Origin of the sequence: Paenibacillus pasadenensis DSM 19293, assembly GCF_000422485.1 — a bacterium.
Classification (GTDB): domain Bacteria; phylum Bacillota; class Bacilli; order Paenibacillales; family Paenibacillaceae; genus Paenibacillus_O; species Paenibacillus_O pasadenensis.
In genome coordinates this window covers 233,278-244,484 of sequence record NZ_KE383852.1, presented here as the reverse complement: position 1 = coordinate 244,484, position 11,207 = coordinate 233,278, and the positions used below count along the sequence as shown (strand labels likewise).

The 11,207-nt window shown below is 64.4% G+C and carries 13 protein-coding genes; all 13 read left to right on the top strand.

Annotated features, from left to right (window positions below; genetic code table 11):
• Nucleotides 1-178: 178 nt before the first annotated feature.
• The 13 genes from H582_RS0119355 to H582_RS0119290 all read left to right on the top strand — a co-directional run bounded on the left by H582_RS0119355 (nucleotide 179) and on the right by H582_RS0119290 (nucleotide 11,193).
• The gene (locus H582_RS0119355; protein WP_028599868.1) at nucleotides 179-1,432 is read left to right on the top strand and encodes an aspartate kinase; all 1,254 of its coding nucleotides are present in this window, start codon (nucleotides 179-181) and stop codon (nucleotides 1,430-1,432) included.
• Nucleotides 1,433-2,538: 1,106 nt separating this feature from the next.
• Complete coding sequence (locus H582_RS0119345) at nucleotides 2,539-2,805, top strand: YqhV family protein (RefSeq protein ID WP_028599866.1); 267 nt, start codon at nucleotides 2,539-2,541, stop codon at nucleotides 2,803-2,805.
• 111 nt (nucleotides 2,806-2,916) lie between these two features.
• Nucleotides 2,917-3,981, top strand: a complete 1,065-nt coding sequence (gene spoIIIAA / locus H582_RS28475) for a stage III sporulation protein AA (protein WP_084137434.1) — start codon at nucleotides 2,917-2,919, stop codon at nucleotides 3,979-3,981.
• On the top strand, nucleotides 3,974-4,492 hold the full coding sequence (spoIIIAB, locus tag H582_RS0119335; protein WP_028599865.1) for a stage III sporulation protein SpoIIIAB: 519 nt from the start codon (nucleotides 3,974-3,976) through the stop codon (nucleotides 4,490-4,492). The genes spoIIIAA and spoIIIAB overlap by 8 nt, the downstream gene beginning before the upstream one ends.
• Nucleotides 4,493-4,505: 13 nt before the next feature.
• The gene (gene spoIIIAC, locus H582_RS0119330; RefSeq protein WP_028599864.1) at nucleotides 4,506-4,709 is read left to right on the top strand and encodes a stage III sporulation protein AC; all 204 of its coding nucleotides are present in this window, start codon (nucleotides 4,506-4,508) and stop codon (nucleotides 4,707-4,709) included.
• Between the two features lie 23 nt (nucleotides 4,710-4,732).
• Nucleotides 4,733-5,128 (top strand): stage III sporulation protein AD, encoded by a 396-nt coding sequence (gene spoIIIAD, locus H582_RS0119325; RefSeq protein WP_028599863.1) that lies wholly within the window; start codon nucleotides 4,733-4,735, stop codon nucleotides 5,126-5,128.
• 5 nt (nucleotides 5,129-5,133) lie between these two features.
• Nucleotides 5,134-6,345 (top strand): stage III sporulation protein AE, encoded by a 1,212-nt coding sequence (gene spoIIIAE / locus H582_RS0119320; protein ID WP_052333436.1) that lies wholly within the window; start codon nucleotides 5,134-5,136, stop codon nucleotides 6,343-6,345.
• Nucleotides 6,346-6,382: 37 nt separating this feature from the next.
• Nucleotides 6,383-7,111: a stage III sporulation protein AF gene (gene spoIIIAF / locus H582_RS30330; protein WP_052333435.1), complete on the top strand. Its 729-nt coding sequence runs from the start codon at nucleotides 6,383-6,385 to the stop codon at nucleotides 7,109-7,111.
• 16 nt (nucleotides 7,112-7,127) lie between these two features.
• Nucleotides 7,128-7,772 (top strand): stage III sporulation protein AG, encoded by a 645-nt coding sequence (spoIIIAG, locus tag H582_RS0119310; protein ID WP_028599861.1) that lies wholly within the window; start codon nucleotides 7,128-7,130, stop codon nucleotides 7,770-7,772.
• 67 nt (nucleotides 7,773-7,839) lie between these two features.
• Nucleotides 7,840-8,538, top strand: a complete 699-nt coding sequence (locus H582_RS0119305; RefSeq protein ID WP_028599860.1) for a SpoIIIAH-like family protein — start codon at nucleotides 7,840-7,842, stop codon at nucleotides 8,536-8,538.
• 244 nt (nucleotides 8,539-8,782) lie between these two features.
• The gene (accB, locus tag H582_RS0119300; RefSeq protein WP_028599859.1) at nucleotides 8,783-9,271 is read left to right on the top strand and encodes an acetyl-CoA carboxylase biotin carboxyl carrier protein; all 489 of its coding nucleotides are present in this window, start codon (nucleotides 8,783-8,785) and stop codon (nucleotides 9,269-9,271) included.
• A 29-nt stretch (nucleotides 9,272-9,300) separates the two neighbouring features.
• Nucleotides 9,301-10,677, top strand: coding sequence for an acetyl-CoA carboxylase biotin carboxylase subunit (gene accC / locus H582_RS0119295; protein WP_028599858.1), 1,377 nt, complete (start codon nucleotides 9,301-9,303; stop codon nucleotides 10,675-10,677).
• Nucleotides 10,678-10,785: 108 nt separating this feature from the next.
• Complete coding sequence (locus H582_RS0119290; RefSeq protein ID WP_028599857.1) at nucleotides 10,786-11,193, top strand: Asp23/Gls24 family envelope stress response protein; 408 nt, start codon at nucleotides 10,786-10,788, stop codon at nucleotides 11,191-11,193.
• Nucleotides 11,194-11,207: the final 14 nt, after the last annotated feature.

The following is an 11,207-nucleotide window of genomic DNA, read 5'->3' as shown; positions in this document are numbered from 1 at the left end:
GATGGTCGCTCCCCGCAGGGGAGCGTGGATTGAAGCAGCTGCGCGCCGCTGCCCATCACTACGTTGCACACGTCGCTCCCCGCAGTGGAGCATGATTTGAAACATCTACTCTGTAATGCGGGAGTGTGCTATAATCGATACTTGATTGCAACAGCTATAGGTGGGGAGTGAGACAGCGGTGTCGTTGATCGTAATGAAGTTCGGCGGCAGTTCGGTCGGCACGACGGAACGCATGCAGCGAGTAGCACAACGGATCGTGGAGAACAGGGATGCGGGCCATAAGGTCGTCGTGGTCGTATCGGCGATGGGAGATACGACGGACGATCTGATCGACCAGTCCAAACGGCTGAATCCGAATCCGCCGGCACGGGAGATGGACATGCTGCTGACGACGGGAGAGCAGATTTCGGTCGCTCTGCTGTCGATGACGATACATGCGATGGGCCGCAAGGCCGTATCGATGACGGGCTGGCAGGCAGGCATCCGCACGGAGCCGCTGCACGGCAAGGCGCGCATCACGGACATCCAGCCCGACCGCATCCACGCGGCGCTGGAGGAAGGCGGTATTGTGATCGTCGCGGGCTTCCAAGGGATGACGGAGCAAGGCGAGATCACGACGCTTGGACGAGGCGGATCCGACACGACGGCGGTCGCGCTCGCGGCGGCGATCGAGGCGGATGTGTGCGAGATCTTCACCGACGTGGACGGCATCTACTCAACCGATCCGCGCGTCGTCAAGAACGCGCGCAAGCTGCCGGAGATCTCGTACGACGAGATGCTGGAGCTGGCGCATCTAGGCGCAGCCGTGCTTCATCCGCGCGCGGTGGAGTACGCCAAGCACAACAACGTCAAGCTGGTCGTTCGCTCCAGCTTCACGCACAACGAAGGAACGACGGTCAAGGAGGAAGCGGTCATGGAACAAGGAATCGTAGTACGCGGAATCGCATTCGACAAGGATGTCGCCCGCATCAGCATTCTGGGCGTCGAGGACGTGCCGGGCGTGCTCGCCGGCGTATTCGGCGCGCTGGCGGACGGCGGCATCGACGTCGACATGATCGTGCAGAGCGGCGTGCAGGACGGCAAGGCCGACTTCAGCTTCACCGTAGCCGGCGGCGACGCCGAGCAGGCGGTGTCGATCATCGCTGGCATCCGCTCGGAAGTTCCTTACCGCGAGACGACCTCCGAGACGGGCCTCGTCAAGGTGTCGATCGTCGGAGCGGGCATGGTCAGCAACCCGGGCGTCGCGGCCCGCATGTTCCGCGCCATCTCCGATCTCGGCGTCAGCATCAAGATGGTCAGCACGTCGGAAATCAAGACCTCCTGCGTCATCGCGGCCGAGCCGCTGCAGGACGTCGTGCGCGCCCTGCACACGACGTATGGCCTCGACACGGCGGAGCAGGTGTTCGTCGGCGGACCTTCGGAACGCCGCTAGAGCGGCGGAGCATCTTGGTAAGCGGGCCGCAGGTCCGCCGCTAGAGCGGCGGAGCGTCTTGGTAAGCGTGCAGTAGGCCCGCCGCTAGAGCGGCGGAGCGTCTTGGTAAGCGTGCAGTAGGCCCGCCGCTAGAGCGGCGGAGCGTCTTGGTAAGCGGGCAGTAGGCCCGCCGCCAGGGCGGCGGAGCGTCTTGGCCGACATGCTGCTTGATTGCCGCTGCTATTGTTCAAGGATTGATTATTGGAAAAGTCCAGCCTCTCCCCAGAGGCTGGACTTTTTTTGCGAAATAGGGGAAATCGAGCGGCTCGCAACGGACGCATCCGGTCAGGTGAACGTTTCTCTACCTGCATATACCCTCATGTTCAGGAGCGATCGGCGGACGGTAGGGTCTTGGATTGAAACTCGGTTTCCACTGACGCTCGTCGCCTCCTTTGACGTCGCTCCCCGCAGGGGAGCGTGGGTGAACGCTTTTCTCGTATACCTCTTCGACCGTAACGACGTCCCATGCGTTTAGAGGCTTGTTTTCGCCATCCTCCTGATAAGCAATGACGAATCAGCTGCTTAGAAGAGCGAGTTGACCATATATATGGCGTCTGACCGCTGCTGATCTGGATCTAAGCTCCTCACGAATCGCAAGATTTTCCTGGCAGCCGAAATATGCCTTCTAACGAGCTGAATCGTCGTTGCATCGCCGTCCCCCTTGAAAAGGAACACCGTACGCCCGCGGCCTACCAACATGTCAAGCCGCGATGCCATACAGCCCCATCGTTAGAGCCCCGCCATACGTCCGAACTATATCAACGCGCATGCGTCATCCTCAGCCGCCTCGAAACAGCTCTCCTGCCTCAATGCCCCGTCAACCGCGCCTGTCCCGCTTGCCTCGAGTCTGCGCGCTGTCCCGCCTGTCCCGGTTGCCTCGAGTCTGCGCGCTGTCCCGCTTGCCCCGCCTCGGTGCGCTGACCAGCCTTGCACGCTCTTTCAAGCTCGCCCTCGCCGCCATCAAGCTCCTTCGCTTGATGCGGGACGGGCCATAATTCCGCCATCCGGCTCATAGACTGGACCAAGCCGTTACATCAATATAGCGGGTCGAAAGGGGGAACGGACTCATGTTGAACAAAGCTGTCGCCGCGATGGCATCCTTGCGCCTCGTCTCGGGCTCGATCGAGATCATGGCGGCGCTGCTCATGCTGCGCCTCAACCAGGTGGACAAGGCGCTCGCGGTCAACTCCGCGCTGGCGCTCGTCGGTCCGATCGTGCTGCTGACGACGACGGCGATCGGCCTCATCGGCCTGTCCGACAAGCTGTCGCCGTCGCGGATGCTGTGGATCGGGACAGGCGTCGCCTGCCTACTGATCGGCGTGCTCAAAAAATAGAGCCGCCGCTAGATTCGAAGGCATATTGCGGACAGGCGGGCATACATTTAATCATGCGGAAAGAGCCAAGCCCGGCTTGGACCCGGACGAATCCAGGGGAGGTGAAAGGATATGCTGACAGCCATCGGACATCTGCTGCCGCCGGAGCTGAAGGAGCGCATCGGAACGCTGCCCGAGGCGGTGCTGGACCAGCTGGAAGAAGTGCGGATCCGCGAGGACAGGCCGCTCGAGCTTGTCGCCGGCGGCCGCTCCGGCTTTCTTGGACGCGGCGGCGGCTGGACGGACGTTCCGCTGGAGGCGTTCCGGCCCGACGCGGCCTGCTGCCGCAAGCTGCTCGGCCAGCTGACCAACCACTCTCTCTATGCGATGGAGGAGGAGCTTCGCAAGGGCTACATTACGGTTGCCGGCGGCCATCGGGTCGGGCTGGCCGGCCGGACGGTGCTGGAGGGCGGCGAAGTGAAAGCGATCCGCGACATCGGCGCGTTCAACCTGCGGATCGCCCGCGAGACGGTCGGATCAGCCGAGCCGCTGGCGGAAAGCCTCGTCGACGCCGCGCGCCGCTCGCTGCACTCGACGCTGCTGATCGGGCCGCCGCGCACGGGCAAAACGACGCTGCTGCGCGATCTCGTGCGGATGGCGAGCGCCGGCAGCTGGCCGGGCGCGAGCCTGGCGGGCTGGCCGGGGAGAAGGGTCGCCGTCGTGGACGAGCGCTCCGAGATCGCGGCCTCGGTGCGGGGCATTCCTTCCTTCGACGTCGGTCCGCGCACCGACGTGATGGACGCCTGTCCGAAAGCTCAAGGCATGATGATGATGCTCCGCTCGATGTCGCCGGAGATCATCGCCGCGGACGAGATCGGCCGCCCGGAAGACGCGGCGGCGCTGCGGGAAGCGGCGCATGCCGGCGTAGCGGTGCTCGCCACCGCCCACGCCTCGAGTCTGGAAGAGGCGAGAGGCCGGCCGATCCTGCGCGAGCTGCTGGACGAAGGAGCGTTCGCCCGCGTCGTCGCGCTGAGCCGGGATCGGACCGGGTTCCGCATGCGGACGCATCGCTTGCCGGCAGCGGGAACGGCCTCGGATTCTGGCGCAGCGGCCGTGCTTGCCGGACCGCTGCTGCGGGGAGCGCCGACGGCCCGGGAGCCGACAGCGACGGGCAAAGGAGGGCGGAGCGGTGATTAAGGCGGCGGGCGCGGTGCTGGTGCTGATCGCCGGCACGCTCATCGGGTTCATGCAGGCGGCGCGCTTCGCCCGCCGTCCGAAGCAGCTGCGCGAGCTGGCGCACGGGCTGCAGCGGCTCGAGACGGAGATCGGCTACGGCTACACGCCGCTGCCCGAGGCGCTGCGCCGAGTCGCGTCGCAGACGAGCGAGCCGCTCGCCTCGATGCTGCTGTCTCCGGCCGATGCGATCGAGAGCGGCCGCAGCGCCGATTTCCAAGCCGGCTGGGAAGCCTCGATCCAAGCCTACGGGCCGAGAACGGCGCTGAAGGCGCCTGAGCTCGCCTCGCTCCGCCGGCTCGGCTCGATCCTCGGCATGAGCGATCGGGAGGACCAGCTCAAGCATCTGAAGCTGGCGCAGCAGCAGCTGCTCGCCGAGGAAAGCGGCGCCCGGGACGACCAGGCGCGGTACGAGAAGCTGTCCCGCGCGCTCGGCATCCTCCTTGCCGCGCTGGTCGTCATACTGATCGTTTAGGGGTGCCGATGACATGACAATGGATATAAGCGCCATCTTCCAGATCGCCGGCATCGGCATCATCGTAGCCATGATCCACACGGTGCTGAAGCAGATGGGCAAGGAAGACATGGCGCACTGGGTAACGCTGATCGGATTCGTCGTCGTGCTCTTCATGGTCGTGCGCATGCTGAACGACCTGTTCCAGGAGATCAAGACGATCTTCCTGTTCCAGTAGCGGCGGCGGGACGGGAGACGCTTATGGAAATGGTACAGATTGCAGGCATCGGGCTGCTCGCCGCGATCCTGGTGCTCGTCCTCAAGGAGCAGAAGCCGCTCTTCGCGTTCCTGCTCGCGATGTTCGCCGGCATCTTCATCTTCCTGCTCATGATCGGTCGCATCGAGGCGGTCATCGGCACGATGCAGCAGCTGGCAGAGCGCTCGGGTATCCCTTCGGTCTACCTCAAGACGATCCTGAAGATGATCGGCATCGCCTATATCGCGGAGTTCGCCGCCCAGATCATCCGGGATGCCGGAGCGGAAGGCGTGGCGTCCAAGGTCGAGTTCGCCGGCAAGGTGCTGATTCTCGTGCTCGCGGTGCCGATCATCAACGTCATCGTCGAGACGGTCGTCGGCCTGCTGCCGGCCGGGGGGTGAGAAGGATGCGGTTCAAGCTGGCGCTGCTGTGGCTGCTGCTCGCCGCATGGGGTCTCGGCCTCGCGCCCGCCGCTTCGGCGCAGCCGCCGGACGGCGGAGACGGCAGCCGAACGGCGGCCGGCATCACGGAGGAGCTGGCGCGCGAGCAGGCGCAGAGCTACGGCACCGATGCGGTCGAGTCGTACTGGGACGATCTTGTCCGGCAGTACGGAGGCTATTTTCCGGAAGGCACGATGCCGAGCTTCCTCGAGATGGTCGCGCCGGGCGGACAAGGGCTGAAGGCGTCGGACGTGCTCAAGGGCCTGCTCGCGATGCTGACGCATGAGGTGCTCTACAACGGCAAGCTGCTTGTCTCGATCGTGCTGCTCGCGGTGTTCAGCTCGATCCTGCAGACGCTGCAGTCGGCGTTCGAGCGGCAGACGGTCAGCCAGGTCGCCTACGCGGTCGCCTACATGGTGCTGATCGTGCTGGCGGTGAACAGCTTTCACGTCGCCATCGGCTACGCCAAGGACGCGATCGAGACGATGATCCAGTTCATGATGGCGATGGTGCCGCTGCTCATGACGCTGATCGCCAGCTCCGGAGGCATCGCCACCGTGACGCTGCTGCATCCGGTCATCATCTTCATGGTCCATCTGGTCGGCACGCTCATTTACACGGTCGTCTTTCCGCTCCTGTTCTTCTCGGCCGTCCTCCACATCGCCAGCGCGATGTCGGACCGCTTCAAGGTGACGCAGCTGGCGAACATGCTGCGCACGATCGGAGCGGGGCTGCTCGGAGTCATGCTGACCGTCTTTCTCGGCGTCGTCTCGATCCAGGGGGCGACCGGCTCGATGACCGACGGAGTGACGCTGCGGACGGCGAAGTTCATCAGCGGCAGCTTCGTCCCGGTCGTCGGCAAGACGTTCTCCGACGCGGCCGACACGGTCATCTCGGCGTCGATGCTGGCGAAAAACGCGGTCGGGCTCGCAGGCGTCATCATCCTGCTGTTCATCAGCGCCTTCCCGGCGATCAAGATCCTCGTGCTCGCCGTCATCTACAACGCCTGCGGAGCGGTGCTCCAGCCGCTCGGAGCGAGCCCGATCACGACCTGCCTGAGCACGATCGGCAAGACGATGCTCTATGTGTTCGGCGCGCTGGCGGCGGTGAGCCTGATGTTTTTCCTCGCGGTCACGATCCTGCTCACCGCCGGCAACGCCGCGATCATGATGCGATGAGGCGGATCCGCGGCGAGAGGAGAGGAGGAGGAGCGGCATGCTGGACTGGCTGAGCTCCTGGCTGAAAGACGTCGTCGCAGTCGTCCTGCTGGCTGCCCTCGTCGACCTGCTGCTGCCGAACCAGCGGATGCAGCGCTATGCGCGGCTCGTCACCGGCCTGATCGTGCTGCTCGTCATCCTGACGCCGCTGCTGCGCCTCGTGCAGGGCGATTTCCAGACCCGGCTCGAGACCGGCTACCGCGAATGGAACCGCGAGCTGGAGCGCTCCCAGGTGAAGATGCCTTCGCTGGACGAGATTCTGCGGCAAGCCGAGATCGCAGCCGGACGCTCCGGCGAGCAGGCGGTCGCTTTGGCCCGGACGCAGCTTGAGGCGGGCATCCGGGAAGCGGTCGAGCGGGAGACGGGGGCGGCGGTCAAGGAAGTCGCGGCCGCAGTCGCTTGGGACGGGCAAGGCGGCGGGGAGATCCGCAGCGTGAACGTGCTGCTGGCGGCTGCGCCGAGCGGCGAGGTCCTGCCGGCAGAAGCGGCCGCGGCAGACGATGCCTCCGCCGGAGAAGCTTCGATCGAGCCGGTGAAGCCGGTCGAGCCGGTCGAGGTGCGCTTGTCGGAGCCGGAGGCGCAGGAGGCGATGGCCGGCATGGGGGAGGCTTCGCCGAGAAAGGCGGACGCGCGGCTGGAGAGCCGGATCCGCCAGATCGTGAGCGGGTCCTGGCCGATCGGAGCGGCGCAGGTGAGCGTAGAGCTGGAGCCGGCGGGCGGCAGCTGAAGGGAGGGGAGGCCTTTTGGCCAATTGGTGGGAAAAGCTGCGGCAGGCGGCTGCCGGAGGAGCCGAAGGGCCGAGCCGCATCAAGTCGCTGCGCTGGCTGCTCGTGCTCGGAGGGATCGGCGTGCTGCTCATTCTGGCCGGCAACGTCCTGAACTTCCGGGATGTCGGCACGCTGCCGAGCGGCGACGCGGCCCCGCCGCCGGCAGCGGAGGATCAGGCGGCGCTCGGCGGCCGCGTGCAGTCGCCGGGCACGGACTTCGGCGGCATCGAGGCGCCGCTGGAAGCGCGGCTCAAGGATATTTTGGAGAAGATCGTCGGCGTCGGCGAGGTCGACGTGCTGGTCACGGTCGACTCCACCGAGGAGAACGTCTGGGGCAAGGACGACAATACGTCGCAGCAGGTGACGGACGAGACCGACAAGTCAGGCGGAAAGCGTCATGTGACACAGATGACGAGCAGCGGCAAGATCGTCATGTACGAGGTGTCCGGCGAGCAGAAGCCGGTCGTCACCAAGATCGTCAAGCCGAAGGTCCGGGGGGTGCTGGTCGTCGCGAACGGGGCGGAGAACGCCACCGTCAGGAGGATCATCGCCGAGGCGGTCGAGCGCGGCATGGACGTGCCGCTCTCGGCGATCTCGATCGTGCCTCGCAAGACGGGCTGAAGCGGGGCGGCGGCAAGCGCAAGCGAGCGGGAAAAGCGGTAAACCAATCCAAGGAGGGATATGAACGATGAATTCCAAACGTCAAACGATCTGGCTGGTATCGATGCTGAGCCTGATGGTCGTGCTGTCCGCTTATTATCTGTTCACGGAGGATGCGGGTACGAAAGGCCTGGCCGATACGGCCCAGACGCAGGCGGGAGCGGCCGAGGTGTCGCAGACGGACGGCATCGAAGTGCAGCAGGTGACGGGCGACGGCGCGCTGGACGCCGAAGCGGCGGCGGAAGCCGCAGAAGCGGCGGAGTCGGCGGAGTCGGCAGAGACAGGCAAGGACGCGGCGGGCGCAGACAAGGAGACCGCTGCGGACGGCGGGCTGTCGCCGGAGGATCAGGCGGTGCTGCAGCAGTATGAGTCGAGCGGCTCCTCCAGCCAGTTCACGGAGCTCGGCCTCCGCTCGCAGGAGCGGGTCAACGCGGAATACGACAAGATCATGCAGAAAATATCCGACGTCAAGAGCGACAGCGAGACGTCCGCCAAGGCCGTCACGGAGCTGGAGGGCTTCGAGGAGCGCCAGAGCAAGCTGACGGAGCTGCGCGGCCAGCTGGAGAAGGAATTCAAGAACGTCGTCATCGACGAGAACGGCGATGCGGTCAAGGTCGTCGTCCAAAGCCAGAAGCTGGAGCGCAGCCAGGCGGCCGCGATCATCTCTACGGTCAGCGCGGCGCTCGACGTGAACGCGGGCGACGTGCTCGTGCAGTACCTGCCGTAGGCGGCAAACGAGGGGCTTTCCGGGCGATCCGGAAAGCCCCTTTTCGGCTGCTCGCAGGCCGGGCGGCGTCCCGAAGAGGAGGTTCGTTCCCGAGTTTGGCAGAATGACTCGTCCTCGGAGGGGCCATGTGCTATAATACACTACGTCATGGCCCCGGATGCGCTGCAAGGCCCCTGGCCATGGCCGCGCTTGGGCATGAGTGAGTACGCCTTTCAAGCTGCAATCGTCGAAGGAGTGAATCGCATTGTTCAAACTTAATGAAATCAAAGAGCTGATCAAGCTGATCGACCAGACTTCCGTGCACGAGTTCGAGATCGAGAACGAAGGAACGAAGCTTGCGATCCGCAAGCCGGGCAAGGCCGAAACCGTCTTCGTGCAAGGTGCGCCGGCGATCTCTACATATACGGCTCCGGCAGCCGAGCCTGCGGCTTCCGTCGCGGCTGCTGCGCCGGCTTCCGCCGCTCCTGCGGCTTCGGCCGCGCCGAAGGAGAACCTGCACCAGATCGTATCGCCGATGGTCGGCACGTTTTATGCCGCCTCCACGCCGGACAGCCCTCCGTACGTCTCGCCGGGCAGCAAGGTGACGGAGAAGAGCGTCGTCTGCATTCTCGAGGCGATGAAGCTGATGAACGAGCTCGAGGCCGAAGTCCGCGGCGAGATCGTGGAAGTGCTCGTGCAGAACGGCCAGCTGGTGGAATACGGCCAGCCGCTGTTCACGGTTCGTCCCGAATAAGCATGGTGCGTGAGGAGGAGACAAGCGCGTTGAAATTCCAAAAAATCCTGATCGCCAACCGCGGCGAAATCGCCGTGCGGATCATCCGGGCGTGCCGCGAGCTCGGCATCTCGACCGTCGCCGTCTATTCCGAGGCGGACCGGGACTCGCTGCATGTGCGCCTCGCCGACGAGGCCTACTGCATCGGGCCGACGCTGTCCAAGGACAGCTACCTGAACCTGACGAACATCATGAGCGTGGCGACGCTCACCGAATGCGACGCCATCCATCCGGGCTACGGCTTCCTCGCCGAAAACGCCGACTTCGCGGAGATCTGCGAATCCTGCAACATCACCTTCATCGGACCGTCCCCGTCGGCGATCAGCCGCATGGGCGACAAGGCGATGGCCAAGCAGACGATGAAGGACGCGCGCGTGCCGGTCATTCCCGGCTCCGACGGCATCATCGAGGATCTGGACGAAGCGGTGCGCATCGCGCGAGGCATCGGCTATCCGGTCATCATCAAGGCGACGGCCGGAGGCGGAGGCAAGGGCATCCGCATCGCCGAGAACGAGGAGGCGCTCGTGCAGCAGATCACGACGGCGCAGCAGGAAGCCCAAAAGGCGTTCGGCAACGCCGGCGTCTATCTGGAGAAATACTTGACGGGCATGAAGCATGTCGAGATCCAGATCATGGCCGACCGCCACGGCAACGCCGTGCATCTGTTCGAGCGGGACTGCTCCGTGCAGCGCCGCCGCCAGAAGCTGGTCGAGGAGGCGCCTTGTCCGGTGCTCAGCCCCGAGCTGCGCGAGCGGATGGGCGAGGCGGCGGTTCGCGCCGCGCTGGCCGTCGAGTATTGCGGCGCCGGCACGCTGGAATTCCTGCTCGGTCCCGACGGCCAGTTCTACTTCATGGAGATGAATACCCGGATCCAGGTCGAGCATCCGGTGACGGAGATGATTACCGGCATCGACCTCATCAAGGAAATGATCTCGGTCTGCGAGGGCAATCCGCTGTCCTTCCGCCAGGAGGAGCTGCAGATCGACGGCGTGTCGATCGAATGCCGCATCAATGCCGAGGACTCCGAGCGCAACTTCATGCCGTCGCCCGGCAAGATCGGCTTCTACCTGCCGCCTGGCGGCATCGGCGTCCGCGTCGACAGCTCGGCTTATCCGGGCTATACGATCTCGCCTCACTATGACTCGATGATCGCCAAGCTGATCGTATGGGCTCCGACCCGCGCCGAAGCGGTGAACCGCATGAAGCGCGCTTTGTCCGAGTTCGCGATCGAGGGCATCAAGACGACGATTCCGTTCCATCTCAAGCTGCTGGAGCATCCGATTTTCCTGGGCGGCCGCTTCGACATCAAGTTCCTCGAGGAGCATGATGTGAACAAGCCTTACGGCGACGAATCCGTGTCGGGCTGATCCGTTTGTCATAAAACTCGCCCAATGTTATAGTATAGGAATATGAAATCGGATGAGCCCCCGGCGTGCATCGGGGGACACCTACTCAACACGGAGGTGCGCCTAAGGATGAGCATCATGGCAGCAGACTACGAAAAGACGGATATCGGCACGATCCAGATCGCGCCGGAAGTCATCGAGGTCATCGCGGGACTGGCGACGATCGAGGTCGGCGGCGTAGCCGGAATGAGCGGAGGGCTGGCCGGCGGCATCGCCGAGCTGCTCGGCCGCAAGAACCTTTCCAAAGGCGTGAAGGTCGAGGTCGGCCATCGCGAGGCGGCCGTCGACGTGTCCATCATCGTCGAATACGGCAACCCGATTCCGGAGATCGCATCCGAAATCCAGCGCAACGTCAAGAAATCGATCGAGATGATGACCGGGCTGATCGTCGTCGAAGTGAACGTACATATCCATGACGTCTACTTCAAGGCCGGCGAGCGCATCGAAGAGGAAGACGCGGCGCTCCGAGTCAAATAAGCCAAACACCATCA